At 65.4% G+C, this 18,576-nt stretch carries 19 protein-coding genes; 13 read left to right on the forward strand and 6 right to left on the reverse strand.

Going from position 1 to position 18,576, the window contains the following annotated elements; translation table 11 throughout:
• Positions 1-82: 82 nt before the first annotated feature.
• The 3 genes from MUG98_RS20590 to MUG98_RS20600 all read left to right on the forward strand — a co-directional run bounded on the left by MUG98_RS20590 (position 83) and on the right by MUG98_RS20600 (position 3,197).
• Positions 83-2,449, forward strand: a complete 2,367-nt coding sequence (locus MUG98_RS20590) for a twin-arginine translocase subunit TatC (RefSeq protein ID WP_265109290.1) — start codon at positions 83-85, stop codon at positions 2,447-2,449.
• A 261-nt stretch (positions 2,450-2,710) separates the two neighbouring features.
• On the forward strand, positions 2,711-2,887 hold the full coding sequence (locus tag MUG98_RS20595) for a ribbon-helix-helix protein, CopG family (protein ID WP_265109291.1): 177 nt from the start codon (positions 2,711-2,713) through the stop codon (positions 2,885-2,887).
• Between the two features lie 52 nt (positions 2,888-2,939).
• Positions 2,940-3,197 (forward strand): hypothetical protein, encoded by a 258-nt coding sequence (locus tag MUG98_RS20600; RefSeq protein ID WP_265109292.1) that lies wholly within the window; start codon positions 2,940-2,942, stop codon positions 3,195-3,197.
• A gap of 135 nt (positions 3,198-3,332) precedes the next feature.
• Here MUG98_RS20600 and MUG98_RS20605 read toward each other — a convergent pair whose 3' ends face one another.
• On the reverse strand, positions 3,333-4,118 hold the full coding sequence (locus MUG98_RS20605) for a 23S rRNA (uridine(2552)-2'-O)-methyltransferase (protein WP_265109293.1): 786 nt from the start codon (positions 4,116-4,118) through the stop codon (positions 3,333-3,335).
• 404 nt (positions 4,119-4,522) lie between these two features.
• Between MUG98_RS20605 and MUG98_RS20610 the strand changes: the two genes are divergently transcribed.
• From MUG98_RS20610 to MUG98_RS20640, 7 genes are all read left to right on the forward strand, one after another.
• On the forward strand, positions 4,523-4,816 hold the full coding sequence (locus MUG98_RS20610; protein ID WP_265109294.1) for a UPF0175 family protein: 294 nt from the start codon (positions 4,523-4,525) through the stop codon (positions 4,814-4,816).
• Positions 4,816-5,304, forward strand: coding sequence for a PIN domain-containing protein (locus MUG98_RS20615; RefSeq protein WP_265109295.1), 489 nt, complete (start codon positions 4,816-4,818; stop codon positions 5,302-5,304). Before MUG98_RS20610 ends, MUG98_RS20615 begins: the two co-directional genes overlap by 1 nt.
• Before the next feature lie 340 nt (positions 5,305-5,644).
• Entirely contained in the window at positions 5,645-6,646 is a 1,002-nt protein-coding gene (locus MUG98_RS20620) for a substrate-binding domain-containing protein (protein WP_265109296.1), read from the forward strand.
• A 27-nt stretch (positions 6,647-6,673) separates the two neighbouring features.
• Complete coding sequence (gene phnC / locus MUG98_RS20625; RefSeq protein ID WP_265109297.1) at positions 6,674-7,459, forward strand: phosphonate ABC transporter ATP-binding protein; 786 nt, start codon at positions 6,674-6,676, stop codon at positions 7,457-7,459.
• Positions 7,459-8,508 (forward strand): phosphonate ABC transporter, permease protein PhnE, encoded by a 1,050-nt coding sequence (gene phnE, locus MUG98_RS20630; RefSeq protein WP_265109298.1) that lies wholly within the window; start codon positions 7,459-7,461, stop codon positions 8,506-8,508. The genes phnC and phnE overlap by 1 nt, the downstream gene beginning before the upstream one ends.
• Positions 8,509-8,608: 100 nt before the next feature.
• Positions 8,609-9,352, forward strand: coding sequence for a DNA polymerase sliding clamp (locus MUG98_RS20635; RefSeq protein WP_265109299.1), 744 nt, complete (start codon positions 8,609-8,611; stop codon positions 9,350-9,352).
• Positions 9,353-9,471: 119 nt separating this feature from the next.
• Positions 9,472-9,792 (forward strand): HalOD1 output domain-containing protein, encoded by a 321-nt coding sequence (locus MUG98_RS20640; protein WP_265109300.1) that lies wholly within the window; start codon positions 9,472-9,474, stop codon positions 9,790-9,792.
• Positions 9,793-9,879: 87 nt separating this feature from the next.
• Here the strand turns inward: MUG98_RS20640 and MUG98_RS20645 are convergent, their stop codons facing one another.
• A complete protein-coding gene (locus MUG98_RS20645) occupies positions 9,880-10,740 on the reverse strand; it encodes an alpha/beta fold hydrolase (protein ID WP_265109301.1) in 861 nt (286 codons plus the stop codon).
• Between the two features lie 245 nt (positions 10,741-10,985).
• Here MUG98_RS20645 and priL point away from each other — a divergent pair, with 245 nt between their 5' ends.
• The gene (gene priL, locus MUG98_RS20650) at positions 10,986-12,065 is read left to right on the forward strand and encodes a DNA primase regulatory subunit PriL (RefSeq protein WP_265109302.1); all 1,080 of its coding nucleotides are present in this window, start codon (positions 10,986-10,988) and stop codon (positions 12,063-12,065) included.
• Between the two features lie 109 nt (positions 12,066-12,174).
• Here the strand turns inward: priL and MUG98_RS20655 are convergent, their stop codons facing one another.
• Positions 12,175-12,438, reverse strand: a complete 264-nt coding sequence (locus MUG98_RS20655; RefSeq protein WP_265109303.1) for a DUF7472 family protein — start codon at positions 12,436-12,438, stop codon at positions 12,175-12,177.
• A 305-nt stretch (positions 12,439-12,743) separates the two neighbouring features.
• On the opposite strand from MUG98_RS20655, the gene MUG98_RS20660 reads away from it, so the two are divergent.
• Both MUG98_RS20660 and MUG98_RS20665 read left to right on the forward strand, forming a co-directional pair.
• The gene (locus MUG98_RS20660) at positions 12,744-13,367 is read left to right on the forward strand and encodes an SWIM zinc finger family protein (RefSeq protein ID WP_265109304.1); all 624 of its coding nucleotides are present in this window, start codon (positions 12,744-12,746) and stop codon (positions 13,365-13,367) included.
• 88 nt (positions 13,368-13,455) lie between these two features.
• The gene (locus MUG98_RS20665; protein WP_265109305.1) at positions 13,456-15,282 is read left to right on the forward strand and encodes an acyl-CoA dehydrogenase family protein; all 1,827 of its coding nucleotides are present in this window, start codon (positions 13,456-13,458) and stop codon (positions 15,280-15,282) included.
• 345 nt (positions 15,283-15,627) lie between these two features.
• Here MUG98_RS20665 and MUG98_RS20670 read toward each other — a convergent pair whose 3' ends face one another.
• The 3 genes from MUG98_RS20670 to MUG98_RS20680 all read right to left on the reverse strand — a co-directional run bounded on the left by MUG98_RS20670 (position 15,628) and on the right by MUG98_RS20680 (position 18,536).
• Positions 15,628-16,974 carry a cytochrome P450 gene (locus tag MUG98_RS20670; RefSeq protein WP_265109306.1) on the reverse strand — a complete coding sequence of 449 codons (1,347 nt, stop codon included), beginning with the start codon at positions 16,972-16,974 and terminating at the stop codon, positions 15,628-15,630.
• 187 nt (positions 16,975-17,161) lie between these two features.
• Positions 17,162-17,680 (reverse strand): Holliday junction resolvase Hjc, encoded by a 519-nt coding sequence (gene hjc / locus MUG98_RS20675; protein WP_265109307.1) that lies wholly within the window; start codon positions 17,678-17,680, stop codon positions 17,162-17,164.
• A 43-nt stretch (positions 17,681-17,723) separates the two neighbouring features.
• Positions 17,724-18,536 carry a CPBP family intramembrane glutamic endopeptidase gene (locus MUG98_RS20680; RefSeq protein ID WP_265109308.1) on the reverse strand — a complete coding sequence of 271 codons (813 nt, stop codon included), beginning with the start codon at positions 18,534-18,536 and terminating at the stop codon, positions 17,724-17,726.
• Between the last annotated feature and the right edge of the window lie 40 nt (positions 18,537-18,576).

Below are 18,576 nucleotides of genomic sequence, written 5' to 3' on the forward strand. Positions count from 1 at the left end.
CTGGAAGACTCGCGTCCCGCACTCGGTGGCTCGCCCTACTCGAAAGGTTGATAACTGGATGTCAGTTACCAACCACCAGTCAATGAGTTCTGCCGTCGACGAGGACACAGCCCGAGCCATCAACTCCGGCCGGGAGACGCTTGGCGCACTGTTCTCGAGTGCGCAGACGCATCTTCAGAAGGTGTTTATCGTGTTCGTGATCGGTTTCATCGGCTCCTTCTACGCCCTGCGAGTGTTCATCTGGGACTTCCTCGAGGCGACGGCGAAAGCGGAGATGGGCCAGGAGGTCGCGGACGCGACCAGCATCATCACCCGGACGCCGTTCGAGGTGATCCTGTTACAGGCGAAGATCGGGATGTTGGTCGGGGTCCTCATGGCGATACCGGCCCTGCTCTACTTCTCCCGGGACGCGCTCCGCCGTCGCGGCGTCCAGTCGGCCGTCCCCGTTTCCCGGTGGTACGTGGCCGGGCTCGTCATAACCTCGTTCACCCTGTTCTGGATCGGCGTGACCTACGCCTACGCGATCTTCTTCCCCTACGCGTTCGACTTCCTCGGTGCCGTCGCCCACGACGCCGGCGTCACCCCGAGCTGGGGGATCACGGAGTTCACGGAGTTCATCGCCCTGTTGACCCTCTCGTTCGGTCTCGCGGCGCAACTGCCGCTTCTCATGAGCGTCCTTTCCTACACCGAGATCGTCTCCTACGAGCAGTTCCGGGACAAGTGGCGTCACGCGATCGTCGCCATCACGGTCTTCGGCGCGGTGTTCTCCCCGCCGGACCCGTTCACGCTGGTCATGTGGGCACTGCCGCTCGTCGGCCTCTACGTCTTCAGCCTCGGTCTCGCGAAGGTCGTCACCAACATTCGTCGCCGCGGTGCGGCCGAACTCGATACGGGAGCCGGACTCGTGAAACGGCGGCTCCTCCAGTTCGTCACCGCGCTGGCGATCGTCGCCGTCACGACGGGCGTCTTCGTCAACCGGGACGGATTCGATCAGCTCGAGGAGTCGGTCTACCCGCTGTTCCCGGCACCCTACCGGCCCGAGGGAGCGTTCGGGCTCGAGTCGATCGCAGTCGAGTACGGCCTGCTGGGCGACGCCGCGGTCGGTGCGATCGTCGCCGCCGTCGTCGGCTTCCTCGTGATCGTCGGCTACACGGTGAAGGTGTTGCAGTCCCCGGTCTACCCCCGCGAAGGCGACATCCGGAGCGCGGACGACCCCGACGACGTCGACTTCGAGACGCTCGCGGCCGACGACGTCGAGGAGGTTCCGGCACAGGTCTTCCTCGCGATGGAAGAAGAGGAGGCCCTCGAGTACTCCCGACAGGCGATGTACGACGACGACCGGGCGAAGGCGGAGGCGATCCTCAACCGGTTCGATCGCCTTCAGGAACAACGGGACGCGGCGGAGAGCGAGGGAAGCGGTGCAGGCGGGACGGCCGGGACCGCGTCCGGGGGTGCCGCGGCCGCCGAAGGAAGCGGGGGTGACGACGAGGAGAGCGTCTTCTCGAGTACCGCTGCCGGGATGCTCGATCCGTTCACCGAAGAGGAGACGACCGAGGAAGATATCGGCGGCTACGCCTACGACCTGGCGTTCATCGTCGACAGCCTCACCTCGAAGACGATCTACATCGTGGGCGTGTTCATGGCCGTCCTCGCCGGTTCGTTCCTCGCGATGTACCAGGGCGCGTTCGGGGTCATCCTCGCCAAGTTCGTCGATCGAGTCCCCGACGAGGTCCTCGCCGAGGTCACGGACATGGACGCAGCGGAGATCGCCGCCGCGGATTCGCCGGCCCAACTGACCGAACTGATAAACGAGATGGGGCTCGTCGTCGCGCTCCACCCCGTCGAGGTGCTGATCTTCATGGTGAAGGTGAGTACGATCCTCGCGTTCATCGCCGTCGTGCCGCTGATCTTCTACTGGGGATGGCCGGCGGCCAGGGAACGCGGCCTCGTCCGCGGTGATCAACGGGTCTTCCTCGTCTGGGGCGGGACGCTGTTCGCCGGCTTCGGTCTGGGACTCTTCCTCGGGTTCTACTGGATCGCACCGGCCGTCATCTCGTATCTCATCACCGACGCGCTCGAGAACGGAATGGTCGTCTCCTACCGGGTCAACAGCTTCTCGTGGCTCGTGATTTACACGACCCTCGGGGTCGGCTTCCTCTTCAATATCCTCGTCACGATGGCGCTGTTCCACGTCGGCGGCATCATCAGCTACCGGACGATGCTCGATCGGTGGCGACCGGTCGTCGTCGGCGTCTTCACCGTCGCCGCGTTTGCCAGCCCGAAAGGTATCCTGACGATGCTGCTCGTGGCGATCCCGATCGCGCTGACATACCTGCTCGGTCTGGCAGTCCTCTACGTGCTCACCGCCGGCGGGCGCCTCTTCGGCGGTGGTGGCGGCTCCGAGGCGACGCCCGATCCGGACGCCGACGCCAACACAGCGATCGAATAACGGCGTCGACTCGCGTTCGGACCGGAACAGCGGCTATTCGACGGCAGTCAGATCGCGTTCGAGTCGGCGAGAGCCCGATCGGGAGACGCGCCGCATTCCTGTCCGCGCAAGACGACGCGGTCCCGCGTTCGCGGGGAGACCCACGCCGTGGTATATCGACCCGTCTGCGGTCCGGACTGCGGCCGCCCCGACGCGGGCTCCGACGAAAGCGAGCCGCAGCACCAGCGACTCTTAAGGCGTCCGCCTTCGAACGCCCCGCACATGCCCAAGATCAGCGTCGAAATTCCACAGGAGTTGCTCGACGATCTCGACGACCACGTCGGCGACGACGGGAAGTTCGTCAACCGCAGCGACGCCATCCGTGCGTCGATCCGGAAAACCCTCGACATCTTGGACGAGATCGACGAGCGCCACGATCGACTCGAGACGGAGGACTAGTGTTAGCGATCGGCGAAAGCAACTAAATGAGCGCCGGTGAATGTCAGTGGTAATGTCAGCACCGAGCGGCGACCAGTGTGACCACACGGCTACCGAGACGATCGAACTGCCGGCGACCGACGCGACCCAGCGCGCGCTCCACGAGGCGATCGGCTACCTCTACGACGAACTCGCGACGGCCGCCGAAACGGGGGCCGTGGAACCGGAACAGCTCTCCGACGAGGTGTTCGAGGGGATCGAGGAACTCTACGTGGGAACGGCCGAGGAATCGATCGCGAGCGTCGAGATCAAGTACGAACTGGCCGACTAGGAGGGTGACGCGAACGACTGGGGTGAACAGCGACCGCGGACGACTTGCAGCGGGATAGCGACTGTCACTGGCCTGCAGCGGGATAGCGATCGCGGGCGACCGTCGACGCCGACGCGACCGTCGATCGATCGGCGTTCAGTCCCGATCGAGTCGCTGTGCGAACCCGAAGTTCGGTTTGACGTCCTCGACGCGAACCCGGACGGTGTCACCGTCCTCCGCCCCCGGGACGAACAGCCGGTAGCCGTCGACGGAGGCGATCCCGTCGCCCTCGCTGCCGACGTCGACGATTTCGACCTCGAGTTCGTCGCCCGCCCGGATCGGGGCCGTGAGCCGGCCTTTCCCGACGAGGTAGATCTCGGAGGACTCGTCCCGGGTCGCCTTCGGGGCCGTCGCGCGGACGTACTGGAACTCCGCTTCGACGTCTGCCCGGAAGTCGTCGACGTCGGGACCCTCGAAGACCTTCACGACGAAGTTCCCGCCAGTGTCGAGGAGTTCGAGTGCGGTCTCGAACGCCTGTCGCGCGAGGTGCAACGATCGGGCCTGGTCGAGCGAGTACTCGCCGGACATGTTGGGTGCCATGTCGGAGACGACCGCGTCGACCGTTCCGCCGGCGGCGTCCACGACGCGCTCGCGGGTTCGCTTCTCGGTCATGTCGCCGCGAATCGTCTCGACCCGATCGTTCAGGTCGGGGTCGTCGAGGTCTTTGATGCGCTGGAGGTCGACGCCGATGACCGTCCCGGTCGGGCCGACCTTCTCGGCGGCGACCTGTAGCCAGCCGCCGGGTGCGGCACCGAGGTCGACGACGGTGTCGCCGCCCGAGATGACGTTCTCCAGTTCGTCGAGCTGTTTGAGCTTGTAGGCCGCCCGCGAGCGGTACCCCTCCTGTTTCGCCCTGTTGTAGTAGTCGTCGCGTCGTGTCATAGGTACGTCATCGAACCCCGTGTCACGTTTTGCGTAGGAACGGTCGGTGGATCTGCGTTCATACGGAATGAGATGCCCCCGACTCGGAAAGGCACGTCGGATAGTATCGATCAGCCGTCGGGCTCTGCAGAAGCGTCTCATCACCAAGCGTGAGCGAAGATCCTGCGAACTCGACGAGAGTTCCGCTCTCGCCGAACCACGAAATCGACGATTTTCGAACGATCCCGAGGCATTCGGCTCGTTCCGTCCGTAGATTTTCGGATCGAGGTGTCCACCCGGTGCGTCAATTTATCAGCGGCATAGGAGAATACCTCGGGGCGTGACCCCGAGGCGATTCACTACTCGAAGCGGGGGACGATTCTCCGTTACATCTATTGCGTATCGTAACGTAGTGGATCGTAACGATGAAAACGGTCACTACGCGCATCCCGGAGGACGACGAGGAGGCCCTCGCCGAACTCGAGACGGAGTTGAGTGCTGATCGGTCGGAGGTGCTTCGCCGTCTGATCCGACAGGGCCTCTCCGACTGGCGCAAGGAGCGGGCACTCGACCAGCTCCGTGACCACCGCATTACGCTGCGGAAGGCAGCAGAGCTGGCAGACGTCTCGTACGTCGAGATGTTGACCCTCGCCTCCGAAGAGGGGATCGACGTCGGGTACACGACGGCCGACCTCGAACGCGATCTCGATCGCGTCTAATGGTTGTCGTCGATTCCTCCGCGCTGATTCCGCTCGCGTGGGTCGGGCGACTCGACCTCGTCTCGACCGCCTTCGATGATATTCGGACGACAGAAGGAGTTCGGGAAGAAGTCCTCACTGAGGGTAAGCGTGGTACCGCGACGCTCGACGAGTTTCTGGCGGACGTAGCTGTTCACGGAATACCGGACGCAGCCGACGAAGTGGCGTCGATGGAGGGAATTGCGGTGGCCGACGCGTCAGTGATCCTGCTGGCAGAGGCTGACGAGGAGATCCTTCTCGCTAACGACAAAGGGCTGATCGAGGTTGCCCGAAGTCACGGCGTCGAGTGCTGGTGGGTGACGACGCTGTTGCTCAGATGTACGAAAGAAGGTGACTTGACGGCGGATGAGGCAACCGATCTCCTGTACGACCTCGTGGATGAGGGAATGAATCTGCACCCGAAAGTCTACACGCAGGTGCAGAAGAAGCTCCGAGAACTGGGGGACTGAATCAGAGTCCTCGATCAGATGGAGACGCGTTCAGTTAGTAGTTACAACAGACCGGGAGGGGTAGTTGTCGTCTTTCCGGGCCATTTCCTGCCAGTCCGTAGGCGGCTGAGACGAATAGGTGTAGTGAAGTGCGCGTTCGCCCACGGCGACGGCCGCGATCGGCCGCATCGTACCGCCACGACAGATGTACCGCGTTCCGGTACATAATGATATACTATACAGGATGAAGAAAACGGAACGACTGGGAAAATTCGCTGTAACTGGCGGAGTCACCGGGCGTATATAGTCACGGATACCTGACTTACAAAGATATTTGTATCTGAAATGGAATCTCCACGGTATGCCTCGCACAACAGGCGGACGACGCGTGACGCGACGAAACGTGCTGCAGTCGGGCGGTGCTGTCGGCCTCGCAGCGATGGCTGGCGGCTGTCTGGGGGGAGCCGACGGCAACGGCGACAATGGGAGCAACGAGATCACGATGATCCTCAATCCCGCGGAGTCGGACGTCGACATTCGATCGCAGTACCAACCGCTGGTCGACCACATCGAGTCCGAAGTCGACGTAACGATCAGTCTCGATCGGGCGGCCAGTTACGCGGCGACGCTGCAGGCGATTCGTAGCGATCGGGCGCACCTCGCGGACACGTCGCCGTCGGCCGCCGTCGCGGGTCGCGGCGTCGCCGACGTCGTGGGAATCCGCGTCGCGTACGGTGCCGCACAGTACTTCTCGCTGATCACTACCACGCCCGACAGCGGCATCGAGGAACTGACCGATCTCGAGGGGGAAACGATCGCGATGGCGTCACCGCTCTCCGTCTCGGGGACGCTCGTGCCGATGACGATGCTGAAGAAAGCCGGACTGGATACCGGCTCCGCGCCGGATGGGGATCCCGTCGACTTCACCGCCCAGCACTCGGATCACAGCACGGCGGCCGAACAACTGCTCAACAACCCGGACGTCGCGGCGGCGTCGACCGGCGCGTTCTCCACCGCACCCTACGTTCCACAGGAGCAGTTCGACGAACTCTCGGACGACTTCGCGGAGATCTCCACGGAGTACGAGGACGCGGGCACCGAAGACGAGGAACTACAGTTGCTGGCCGTTTCCGATCCGCTTCCACGGGCTCCGATCATGGCCCGATCGAACTGGGACGACCCGGTTCGCGAGGACGTCGAAGAAGCCATCCTCAACGCCGAGCCGGAGGACCTCAGTCACGGCGATGATTACGAAGGTGAGGAACTCTGGTTCTCCAGCGTCGTCGAGGGCAGCCACGAGGACTACGATCCCATCAAGGAGGTCCTCGACGAACTCGGACTCGAATTCGAAGATATTTCGTAACGTGTCCCGGGCTAGCTTTCACTATCTATGAGCCAGATAACAGTGGACGGGCTTACGAAAGCGTACGGGGACACCGTCGCACTCGACGACGTCTCTTTCGAGATCGACGCGGGGGAGTTCGTCGTCGTTCTCGGCGTCTCCGGGTCGGGGAAGTCCACCCTGTTGCGGTGCATAAACGGGCTCACGACCCCGACCGACGGCACCGTCACTATCGACGGCGATCGGATCACGAGCCCGCGCGACGACGTGGCGATGATCTTCCAGAGCCACAACATCATCGGCCAGATGAGCGCGTACTCGAACGCGCTCACCGGCTCGCTGAGCCGGAACGGCTTCCTGCGAAGCCTCCTTCGTCTCCAGAACCGCGACGAGAAGATCCGCGCGCTTGAGGCGCTCGAGACCGTCGGCCTCCTCGACGAGGCCCAGCAGAAAGCCCGCCAGATGAGCGGCGGCCAGAAACAGCGCGTCGGGATCGCCCGGGCGCTCGTCCAGCAACCGAACGTCTTGCTCGCCGACGAACCGGTCGCGAGCCTCGATCCGGGCAGCGCCCAGCAGGTGATGACCTATCTCCGGGCTGCTGCCGCCGATCGCGGCCTGACCGCGATGGTCAGTCTCCACCAGGTCAACCTCGCCCGGAAGTTCGGCCAACGGTTCATCGGCCTCCGCGACGGAACGAAGGTGTTCGACGGCTATCGCGACGAACTCACGATCGACGCGATCGACGAGATCTACGGCGATATCGACACCGAGGGGATGGTGGTGATGGTGGACGACGACGGGTCCTCCGCCGTCGACAACCAGGGGGCAGTCTGATGAGCGGGAGCACCGCAGCCGAACCCGAGCCGGTGGACGAAACCGCCGGCAGCCGCGTCGTCGATCGATTGGATCGAATCCGCCATTCCCGCCGCGTTCAGGCCGCCGGAGCCGCCGCGCTCGTCGCCGTCGTCGGCTTTCTCTTCGTCCAGGCGCTCAGCGCGGTCGGCTTCTTCAGCGAGAGCTACCAGTGGGGCTTCTTCTTCAAATCACTCCGTGACTTCTTCCCGATCACGCTGTACGCTGGCTGGCTCCCGTTCCTCGACGTCCAGCAGTACTGGGCGTTCATCTCCGACCGGAACCTCCTCTTCGATCCGGCGAGTTTCGAGCAGTTCGTCGCGAATCCGATCAACTTCGTCTTCGGGACCAGCCTCGGAATCTTCTCGATCTTCGGCGAGGCGGGGATCACGCTGGCGATCGGGTTCGCCGGGACGATCCTCGGCTTCCCGCTCGCGTTGCTGTTCGGCATCCTCGGCTCCGAGCGGGTGACTCCCTTCCCCCTCAACTTCCTGTTCCGGAGCACGATGTCGGCGATCCGGTCGATCCCGGCGCTCGTCTGGGCGCTGATCTACATTCCGCTGGCCGGGTTGACGCCGCTGGCCGCGCTGCTCGCCGTCGGCACCGACACGATCGGGAACCTCGGGCGGCTGTTCACCGACGAACTCGAGGAGATCGAGGACGGGCCGATCGAGGCAATGGAGACCACCGGGGCCAGCCGTCCGCAGGTCATCGTGTTCGGGATGCTGAGTCAGGTACGGACCTCCTTTATCGCCTGGACGCTGTACATCTTCGAGATCAACGTCCGGATCGCCGTCTCCCTGGGGATCATCGGGGCCGGCGGCCTCGGCGAGATCCTCGACGTCCAGCAGGGCCTGTTCCAGTTCACCAACGCGATGGCGACGCTGCTGTGTATCTTCCTGCTGATCATCTCGGTCGAACTGTTCAGCCAGCGGATCCGATCGCGACTCCGGGCCGACGACGAACCGATGGGGCTACGCGAGTTGCTCTTCGGCCTGCCCCAGCGGCTGATCGAATCGCTCGCGCGCTGATCGGCGCAGATTCCGACTCGCCGTCCGAGTCCGGCGGAACCGGCTTCCGCCCGCGCGTAAAGGGTGGCTTTTTATGGCAACCGTCCGTACCCCGACGCATATGTTCAAGGCCATCGTGAGCGCGGAAACGCTCACCAGCGCGCTCGACTCGGTGAGTGTGCTGGTCGACGAGTGCAAGATCCACCTCGAGGAGGACGGCCTCGAAATCCGGGCCGTCGATCCCGCGAACGTCGGGATGGTCGATCTCTCGCTCGATTCGGCTGCGTTCGAATCCTACGAAGCTGACGGCGGGCTGATCGGCGTCGACCTCTCCCGGCTCGAAGACATCGCGGGCATGGCCGAATCCGGCCAACTGATCCAGCTCGAACTCGACGAGGAGACCCGGAAACTCCACATCCAGATCGACGGGCTCGAGTACACGCTCGCGCTGATCGATCCGGACTCCATCCGACAGGAGCCGGACATTCCGGATCTCGACCTGCCCGCCGAGGTCATCCTCGAAGGCAAGGACGTCAACCGATCGGTGAAGGCGGCGGACATGGTCTCCGATCACATCGCGCTCGGCGTCGACGAGGGCGAGGAGTACTTCTACGTCGACGCGGAGGGCGACACCGACGACGTCCACCTCGAACTCACCGGAGAGGACCTGATCGACCTGCAGGTCGGTCCCGCTCACTCGCTGTTCTCGCTGGACTATCTCAAGGACATGAACAAGGCGATTCCCTCGGATACCGAGGTCACGCTCCACCTCGGCGAGGAGTTCCCCGTCAAGATCTACTTCGGCTTCGGGGACGGACAGGGCCAGGTCACGTACATGCTGGCGCCCCGCATCCAGAGCGACTAGTCGCCGGGAGACTGCGCTCGCGACTTCGGGACACCCGATTGCCGACCGAGCGTCGATCGAACATAAAGCCGGTATATGGGAAGGATTGCTGCTACCAGTATCGCGGCTGTAACTGAACTATGCCCTCCAGAGACGCCGCCGACGATCCCCGCCGACGCGACGCCGCCTTCGTCACGACGTTCGATCCCGGTGCCGGCGATCGGGCGAGCGAAACCGTTTTGACGGCAGTCGCGGCGGTAACCGGCGACGAACCGGCCGATCTCTCACCCCTGTACGACGTCGTGGAACCGGACGCACTCGACGCCCTGTGTGACCACGCCGATCGAGTCGGCAGCGATTCCGTCCACCGGCTGTGGTTCCCGTACGAAGGGGTCGACGTCTGCGTCCGCAGCGACGGCGAGGTTCGAATCCTCGAGACGCCGTCGACCGCGAGCGCGTAGTCGGACGTCGACCGCGAACGCGTGGTCAAACGGCGCGTGACCCCACGCGGCGACTCGGCGCGCGACTCCACGTCGCCTGCTGACTGCTCACTCGTGATCGGCGAGGAACGACAGCAGCGCCTCGTTGACCCGATCGGCGTCTTCGATGAAGAAACAGTGTGACCCCCCCTCGACGAGTTCCAGTCGCGCGTCCGCGATCTTCTCGGCCAGGAGTTCGCCGTTCTCGACCGGGACCACCCGATCGTTCGTCCCGTGCAGGACGAGCGTCGGCACGCGGATGCCGTCCAGCCGATCGCTCACGTCGAAGTTCAGGACGGCGGCGGTCTGGGCCTCGCGCGCGGGGTCGCTCGCGTCCTGTTCGAGTCGCCACTCGATGATCCGGTCCATCAGGTGCGGGTTCCGGTTCGTGAACCGCTCGTTGAAGGCCGGGCGCATCCGGTGGCGGAGCGTCTCGCGCTCGCTCGCACCGGACGGCACGTCGAAGATCTGTTCCTGGGTCTCCTCAGGGACCGGAACCGCGTCCGGCCCGCCGTGGCTCGTACACAGCAGCGTCAGCGTCTTCGCCCGCGAGTACTCGAGCGCGTAGCGCTGGGCGATCATTCCACCCATGCTCGCGCCGACGACGTGGGCGTCGTAGATCCCCGCGTCGTCGAGCACCGCCTCGAGGTCGGCGGCCAGGCCGCCGATCGAGTAGCCCGCGAGTTTGAGGATGAGCGGGGTCCGGAGTTTGCCTGGGAGTCGCGGGACGATCGGCGGCAGGCCCGCGTCCGATCGCCCCGTCCCGCGGTTGTCCGGGGCGATCACGCCGTACTCGTCGGCGACGGCCTCCCGCTGCCAGCGCCACATCCACCGTCCGTAGCCGAGTCCCTGCACGAACACGACGGGCGTGCCGTCGCCGTCGTCGCGTTCGTAGTATATCGACACGCCGTCTCGAATCGCCCGTGGCATACCCGGAGTGACGTGTCGGGTGCCCTTGAAATCGACCCTCGCGGCGCGAGCCAATCGGCTATTACGCACCCAGCGCAGGACGAGCGCCGTCGATCGATCGCCGTCCCGGGGTGGTAACACCGAGTTACCGACGGCACCGGCTTCGATCGACTCGCGGCCGTCGATCAGGATAACAAGACAGTCGCGGCGATCGAGGGACCGGGCAACCAGCACGTTTACCCTGCCGCAGTAATATCTCGTTACCGATGCAGCGACTGCACGCCCGGTATCCGTTTCTCGAGGCCGCCCGCGACGCCGTGGCGACGGAGGCTGTCGATCTGGCCACCGTCGTCGAGCAGGATCGGGCGGTCGTCGACCGCGCCCGCGAGCGCGTCGTCGCCTCGCTCGAGGACGGGGAGACCGGTGATCCGCGCCGGGACGCGCGCGTCGAACTGCTCTCCTATCCGGTCGCCCGGGTGCTCGTCTCGATGGTCGACGAACGCGTCCTCGTCCGGAAGTACGCCCGCGCCGAGGCGGCGACGGCATACGATCGCTTCACCGACGACCTGACCGATACGACGGAACTGAAAAGCGTCGACGCGACGGGCCTGGACGTCGATTCCTTGCTGGCCGAGTTCGACCTCCAGGACGCCGTCAGGGAGACGGCCGACGGCTACCGCATCGACGTCGGGACCTACGTCCCGCTCGCGGCGGACCTCTGGGACGACGAGTGGCGACTGGTCAACCGGGCGCTGGCCAACGGCGACGTTCCGGTCACGGAATCGGAACTGCTCACCCTCCTCCGGGAAGCGATCCGCGATCGGATCGACCGTGGACTCCCGTTCGACGTTCCCGACGCGATCGCGACGGCACTGGAAGACGAGGCCGCCGAGATCCGCGAGGTGCTCGCCGACCTCGAGTTGACCCGCGAGATCGATACCGTCGTTCCCGACCTGTTCCCGCCGTGTATGAAGGCGTTACTGGACCGGATCCAGAAGGGCGAGCACCTGCCCCACCACTCGCGGTTCGCGATCACCGCCTTCCTGACGAGTATCGGGATGAGCACGGACGAGATCGTCGACCTCTACCGCGTGAACTCCTCGTTCGGCGAGGAGATGACGCGCTACCAGACCGACCACATCCGTGGGGACACCTCGCCGACGGAGTACTCGCCGCCCTCCTGTGCGACGATGCAGTCCTACGGCGACTGCGTGAACAAGGACGACCTCTGCGAGACGATTCCGCACCCGATGGCCTACTACGAGGAGCGGATCGACGACGCCGACGACGACGAGATCGAGGACTGGCGCGAGACCGACGGCGATAGCGCCTCCGCCGGCGACTGACCCGATCGGACCCGTCGAGCCCCGATCGCGACGATCGCGGAGCGAGCGGGATCCACCGGTCGCTATCGGAGTCAGTGGAGGGAGAGAGTCGGAACCCGGGAACGGAAATCTAGACCGCGCTCTGGCTGTCGGCGTCCTCGTCCGAATCGAGGTCGTCGTCGGGATCGTTCAGGACGTACGCCAACCCGATCCCGACGGCGGTCAGCAGGAAAATGAAGCCGACGATCGCGCCGACGAGCATCTCGCCGCCGTCGCTCGAGAGGGATCCGTTATCCACGCCGTAGATCGTCCCGATACCGATCATGGCTCCGATCATCAGGAAGACGGCAGAGACTGCCACGACGATTTCGATGAGCTGCTCGCGCTCGACCATTATACGTCCGATTTCGCCGGACCGGTCAAAAGCGCTTCGAAGGGGCGCTCGCAGCGATCGGTCCGGAACCGTTCGCGACGGCCACTGACGCCCCCGGATCCGGACGCGTCGACCGGATCGAACGCCGCCGCGACGCATCCGCTGCCCGATCGAGTATATAAACAGGCGGCTGGAGTGTGCAGGCGCGGCCGTTATGCCGGTCGAACCCCTACTGGGTTCGAATAGCCACACGACCGCACAAGTGCCGGCAGCACCGCCGTCAACGCAGCTATCGGCCCCGTGCCGGCCAGCCTCACGACGCACCTATGAAAACAACAGCGTCACCGAAAGCACCACTGCCAGTTCCGTCCGACGACCACCTCGAAGAGCGATCGCGCCGCGCCCGCACCGAACCGATGTCCGTGCTGGCGCTCGGCGACGGCCTCTACGAGATCGACTCGGCCAGCGACCACACCTATCTCGTCGATCTTCCGGCGGGCCGGTGTACCTGCCCGGATCACGTCTTCCGTAACGCCCGGTGCAAACACGTCCGCCGCGTCGCGATCGAGATCAACGAGGGCCGGACGCCGCCGCCGGGCCAGATCGCCGCCCCGTGTCACGACTGCGAGACGGCGGTGTTCGTCGACGAGGACCACTCCGGCCCGGCCTACTGTGACGAGCACGCGATCCGGCCGGGCGATACCGTCGTCGATCGCGAGACGGGCGATCGGCTGACCGTCGTCGACGTCTCCGTGCTGCGGGCCGACGCGGTCCGGATTCGGCCGGAGGGGACCACCGTCGCCGAGTACGGGACGAACGAGAGCTACGACTCGGACGTGCCCGTCGTCGGTGCGATCTACCCGCACGCGACCGTGGCCAAGAACGGCGTCGTCCCCGAGTCGCTGAAAGTCTACGTCTTCCCGCGGACGCGACTCGAAAAAGCGACGTAGGCCCGTCCGCGAACCGCTAAACGCTCGAGAACGGACGACCCGTTGAGTGTCTCCCGTTTTATTATCGCTCGTCGGGAATTGTCACGGTATGCCATCCGGGATCGACTACGGCCAGTTCGAGGAGGGCCGTGAGGTCAACTACTGGGAACTCGATCGGACTCTCGAGCGCGAACTGCGACGAATCTACTACGCAGCGGAGTTCGAGTGGGCCGAACCCCGACTGAGCGAGTTCGGCGAGATCGTCGGCCACACGATCGCCGACAACGCCGACTACATCGACGATCACGGGCCGGAACTCGAACCGTACGACAGGCACGGTGAGATCCAGAATCGCGTGCGGTATCCGGCCGAACAGATCGAGAACGAGCGGCTGACCTACGAGATGGGGATCGTCGCCGATTCGTTCGAAGCGCCGCCGGGTCGCGACGAGCCGATGCCCCTCTCGCACAACCTCGCGATGCAGTACCTGCTGTGCTACGCGGATCCCGGCTTCGACTGTCCGGTCGCCATGACCGCGGGCGCGGCGCTCGTCCTCGAGAAGTTCGACGACGGCTCGCTGGCGGAGTATTACGAGGGGCTGACAGCCCGCGAGTACGACGACGTGATCGAAGGCGCGATGTTCCTCACCGAGGAGCAGGGCGGCAGCGACGTCGGTGCGAACGAGACCCGCGCGGAGTACGACGACGACGAGGGATGCTGGCGGCTCACCGGCGAGAAGTGGTTCTGCTCGAATATCGACGCCGAGGGAACGCTCGCGCTCGCCCGAACCGGGGACGCGCCGGAGGGGACCGACGGGCTCTCGATGTTCCTCGTCCCCCACGGGGATCTCCCCGGAAGTCCCGTCACCAAGGGCGATCGGGTCGAGGACGGTCCGCTCTCGCCCGACGAGGTCAACGACCAGCTTTACCGCCGGCTGAAGGACAAACTCGGGACGATCGCCGTTCCCACCGGCGAGGTCGAGTTCGACGGCGCGAAGGCCGTCCTCGTCGGCGAGGAGGAGAACGGCTTCAAGCAGATGACCGAGATGCTCAACCTGGAGCGACTGTCGAACGCAGCCGCTTCCTGTGGCATCATGGGCCGCGTGCTGCTGGAGAGCAAGATTTACGCCGCCAACCGCGAGGCCTTCGGCGATACGATCGACCAGTACCCGCTGATGCGCGAGGACCTGGTCGACATGACCGTCACCCACGAGGCCGCGATGGCGTACGTCTTCGAGGCCGCGCGGCTGTTTTCCGAGCGCGAGCGCGCGGAGCGGGCGGGAGAGGAGGACGAAGACACGTACAGGCTGATGCGCCTGCTGATCCCGATCGCGAAGCTGCGGACCGCTCGAATGGCCGTCGACACGGCCTCCTACGGGATGGAGGTCCACGGCGGCAACGGCTACGTGAACGACTTCGTCACCAACCGGATGCTCCGGGACGCACAGGTGCTGCCGATCTGGGAGGGCACCGAGAACATCCTCTCGCTGGACGTCCTCCGGGCCCTGGAGCGCGAGGGGGCACACGAACCGCTGCGCGAAGCGATCGAGGATCGACTCGAGACGGTCTCGCACCCGGCGCTCGCCGAGGCCGCCGAGACGGTCGAGTCCGAGTATCACGACCTCGCGAACGCGCTCGCGACGCTGGCCGGCGAGGACGGCGAGTACGCTCAGCTCTCGGCCAAGCGTCTCGCACACTACGTCTTCGACGTCTTCACCGGTGCCCTGCTGCTCGAGGAGGCCCAGTCGGAACTCGAGGACGGCAACGGCCGGATGGCACTCGTCGCCCGGCGGTTCGTCGCGAACGAACTCGAAACCCCGGAAGGGCGGGGGATCACGAGCGGCGATCGGTTCGCGCTCGAGGCCTTCGAGCCGATCGTCCGCCACGCGCCGGTCGATCCGGACGCGGTCTCGGAGACGGTGACGGCCGACGACTAGGCCCGGAGTCGAACGGTGACGCCGGCAGCGGATCGGTCCAGCGGCCAAGGCGGACGCTCGAACGGCGACGGCCAGCGCACTCGTTCTCGATCGATCTTCGGCGCTCAATCGATCAGTCGAAAGTCGTCCTCACCGCAGGTGCAGTTTCGCGGTCGTCCGATCGGTTGGATCCGCCCGTCGGCCCACACGCGGGCCGCGAAAATCGACCCGCAGTGGTCACACGCGGCCACCCGCCGTGAGTGACCCGTCGAGTCAGTCATGCCTCGATCGGCGTAAGGATCGTTCGCAACATATCGACTGGGCCCAACCAGTTGGGTCCGAGCGTGATCGAGGATGCGAGACCGGTCACGATCGAGACCGTCGGACGAGTTCCATCGCCATCCCGTCCGCCGGGTGGGCCGTCAGGGAGCCGCGGAGTTCGATCGGACCCGACTCGACCCGCTGGAGGCGAAAGTCGCGGGCGACGACCGCCGCGATGATCGGCGCCTCGAGCATCGTGAACCCCGTGCCGATACAGCTTCGCGGACCGGCACCGAACGGGAAGTAGGCGTAGGTAGGGTGGCTCGGATCGGTCCACCGATCGGGATCGAACCGATCGGGGCGGTCGAAGTAGCGCGGATCGCGGTGGGTCGCCCACTGGGACAGCAGGACCAGCGACTCCTCGGGGAGCCGGTAGCCCGAAACCTCGATCGGCCGATCGACCTGCCGGAAGAGCGCGTACACCGGCGGGTAGAGCCGCATCGTCTCGCGGAGGACGTTCCGGAGCGTCGTGAGCCCTCGGACGTCGGCGGCGGTCAGATCGGTCGGATCGTCGCGGTCCTCGAACAGCGCGTCGACCTCCTCGTGGACGCGCCGCTCGACCGCGGGATGGTCGGCCAGCAGCGCCCACGCGTAGGTGAGTACCAGCGCCGTCGTGTCGTGGCCCGCGAGCAGCATCGTCAGAAGTTCGTCGCGGATCCCCTCGTCGTCGATCCCCTCGGCCTCGCGGGCCCGCAGGAGGAGCGCGAGCAGGTCGCGGTCGTCGTCGATCCCCCGGCGACGACGTCGATCGACGAATCCCTCGACGATCCGCTCGAGTTCGGCGATCGAGCGATCGAACTCGCGCTGCCCGGTCGTCGGCACCCAGTCCGGCACCAGGAGCCGCCGCGGGTCGGGTTCGAACCGGCGGCCGATCGGTTCCAGGAGGCGGCGGATCTGGCGGGTCCGGCCTGGATCGAGGTCGATTCCGAACATCGCATCGACGATGATCTCGAGGGCCGTCCGCGTCATCTCCCACTCGATATCGCGCTGCTCGCCGTCGGCCCAGCGATCGACCATCGCGGTCGCTCGCTCGGCCATCAGCGGGGCCAGCGAGGAGACCCGATCGGGTGCGAACGCCGGGCCCGCGATGTCGCGTCGCTCGCGCCACGTCTCCCCCTCGCTCAGCAACAGTCCCTCGCCGAGCAGAGCCCCGAGTGCGTCGGTCTGGAACGTCGGTTTCGAGAACGCCGACTCGTCGGTCACCAGGACGCGTTCCACGGCGGCTGGCGTGGTGAGCAGGTAGGTCCGGTTCGGGCCGAGATCGAAAGCCGCGACGTCGCCGTAGGCGTCGCGCAACTCCGTCACGAATCGGAACGGGTCGTCGGCGTACCGGGGAAGGGACCCGGCGATCGGGACGCCGCGCGGACCGGGCGGGCCGGTGTGGGAACTCATCACACGCAGGTAGGGCCGGATCGTAAAGAACGTTCGGCCCCTCTCGCGGCGCAACGACCGATTTCGGCGATGGCTTCGTCGGGCGTCTCGAGCGGAGGCCGGATGGTGACAGGGTTCGACTGACCGCCACCCACGGAGAACCGCCGACCGCACGTCGTGCCGATCGGTACCGAATTCGGAACCCGGATTACTCGAGAATTCCTGCAGCCTCCTCGACGTCCATCACGCCCTGCTCGACCGCGTTCAGGACGCGGACGATCTCCTCGTCGGGCCCGGGATCGTCCTCGTCGACCTCCGCGAGCGTGACCTTCTCGCTCTCGCCGACGAACTCGGGGAAGTCCGTCCCCTCCGCGATCGCGGTCTCCTTCTTGACCCGGTAGTTGCCCCCGTCGGTGACGTGGAGGTCGGCGGGGTGGAAGAAGTACCAGTCCTCCCGATCGAACCGGACGCCGATCCGGGGTTTCGCGCCGAAGTTCCGGGCGAAGTAGGTCAGGGCCTCGACCTCCTCGCCGGTGAGGTAGATCGGATCGCCGGCGCTCGATTTCGCTTCGATCGCGTAGAAGTGCTCGCCGTCGCCGGCGAGCACGTCGGGAAGTTCACGGTCGGTCGCAGAACCGCTCGCGGGCGCGCGCATCACCGCGAAGCCGGCCCCGTCGAGTTCGTTGACGAGTTCCCGCTCGCGGCGGTCGCCCTTCGCCTGAGACATACCCGATCCTCACCGCCGGTGAATAATAAAGGAACGGACCCGACTACAGCGGGACGATCCCGGCGACTGCACCGAGCAGCGAGGGAGCCGTTTCGGCACCCTCGACGTCGAACTCGAGGGCCAGATACAGCACGCCGAACTGGAACGCGTTGAAGGCCGCGTGCGCGGCGATCGGCACGATGAGGTTGTCGGTTCTGGCGTAGACGTAGCCGAAGATGACGGAGCCGCCGAAGACGATCGAGAGCGAGACCAGGGTCGCGAGCACCGACTCGGCCAGGACGACGTAGACGGGGAAGTGAACCAGCGCGAAGATCGCGCTCGCGACCCCGACCGCCTGAAGTCGCGTAAAGGCCGCGTACAGGCGCTTTTGGACGATGTTCCGGAAGAGGAATTCCTCCGCCGGTGCGTTGAAGAAGACCACGATGAGGATCATGATCAGGATCATCGTCTGATCGTCGTCGATGAACTCGAGTACCTGACTCTCCGCGGCCGGCAGCGAGAGTACCTGGACGAGCAGTCCGACGGCGAAGTAGTAGAGGAGACTGCCGCCGATGCCACCGGCGACGTACAGCCACCCTCGCTTCGTCGGCAGCCGGAGGTCCACGTACGACCAGCCCCGATCGGTCGCCGCCAGATAGAGCCCACCGGCGAGGACGAACCCGAGGAAGTTCAGGATCATGAAGACGGTCCGGGCTTCGATCGAGGCGTTCGCCGGCGACTCGAGAAGGGCGGGATCGAGCAGGAACGCAGGAAGCGTCGTAAACTGGGAGGCGAGGATACCAAGCGACGCCAGTCCGATCGCGACGAGCGTCGAACGGAGCGGTCCGTCCGTCCGTTGTTGTGGAGGAGTCTCCATGTTACGGGGTATGGACACCGGCTCCTTGTGCGTTCCTCTC

Source organism: Halosolutus halophilus, assembly GCF_022869805.1.
Classification (GTDB): Archaea; Halobacteriota; Halobacteria; order Halobacteriales; family Natrialbaceae; genus Halosolutus; species Halosolutus halophilus.

Excerpts from the sequence above, each read along its gene's own strand:
- MUG98_RS20590 (WP_265109290.1), top strand. The coding sequence starts at position 83 with ATGAGTTCTGCCGTCGACGAGGACACAGCCCGAGCCATCAACTCCGGC.
- MUG98_RS20595 (WP_265109291.1), top strand. The coding sequence starts at position 2,711 with ATGCCCAAGATCAGCGTCGAAATTCCACAGGAGTTGCTCGACGATCTC.
- MUG98_RS20600 (WP_265109292.1), top strand. The coding sequence starts at position 2,940 with ATGTCAGCACCGAGCGGCGACCAGTGTGACCACACGGCTACCGAGACG.
- MUG98_RS20605 (WP_265109293.1), bottom strand. The coding sequence starts at position 4,118 with ATGACACGACGCGACGACTACTACAACAGGGCGAAACAGGAGGGGTAC.
- MUG98_RS20610 (WP_265109294.1), top strand. The coding sequence starts at position 4,523 with ATGAAAACGGTCACTACGCGCATCCCGGAGGACGACGAGGAGGCCCTC.
- MUG98_RS20615 (WP_265109295.1), top strand. The coding sequence starts at position 4,816 with ATGGTTGTCGTCGATTCCTCCGCGCTGATTCCGCTCGCGTGGGTCGGG.
- MUG98_RS20620 (WP_265109296.1), top strand. The coding sequence starts at position 5,645 with ATGCCTCGCACAACAGGCGGACGACGCGTGACGCGACGAAACGTGCTG.
- phnC (WP_265109297.1), top strand. The coding sequence starts at position 6,674 with ATGAGCCAGATAACAGTGGACGGGCTTACGAAAGCGTACGGGGACACC.
- phnE (WP_265109298.1), top strand. The coding sequence starts at position 7,459 with ATGAGCGGGAGCACCGCAGCCGAACCCGAGCCGGTGGACGAAACCGCC.
- MUG98_RS20635 (WP_265109299.1), top strand. The coding sequence starts at position 8,609 with ATGTTCAAGGCCATCGTGAGCGCGGAAACGCTCACCAGCGCGCTCGAC.
- MUG98_RS20640 (WP_265109300.1), top strand. The coding sequence starts at position 9,472 with ATGCCCTCCAGAGACGCCGCCGACGATCCCCGCCGACGCGACGCCGCC.
- MUG98_RS20645 (WP_265109301.1), bottom strand. The coding sequence starts at position 10,740 with ATGCCACGGGCGATTCGAGACGGCGTGTCGATATACTACGAACGCGAC.
- priL (WP_265109302.1), top strand. The coding sequence starts at position 10,986 with ATGCAGCGACTGCACGCCCGGTATCCGTTTCTCGAGGCCGCCCGCGAC.
- MUG98_RS20655 (WP_265109303.1), bottom strand. The coding sequence starts at position 12,438 with ATGGTCGAGCGCGAGCAGCTCATCGAAATCGTCGTGGCAGTCTCTGCC.
- MUG98_RS20660 (WP_265109304.1), top strand. The coding sequence starts at position 12,744 with ATGAAAACAACAGCGTCACCGAAAGCACCACTGCCAGTTCCGTCCGAC.
- MUG98_RS20665 (WP_265109305.1), top strand. The coding sequence starts at position 13,456 with ATGCCATCCGGGATCGACTACGGCCAGTTCGAGGAGGGCCGTGAGGTC.
- MUG98_RS20670 (WP_265109306.1), bottom strand. The coding sequence starts at position 16,974 with ATGAGTTCCCACACCGGCCCGCCCGGTCCGCGCGGCGTCCCGATCGCC.
- hjc (WP_265109307.1), bottom strand. The coding sequence starts at position 17,680 with ATGTCTCAGGCGAAGGGCGACCGCCGCGAGCGGGAACTCGTCAACGAA.
- MUG98_RS20680 (WP_265109308.1), bottom strand. The coding sequence starts at position 18,536 with ATGGAGACTCCTCCACAACAACGGACGGACGGACCGCTCCGTTCGACG.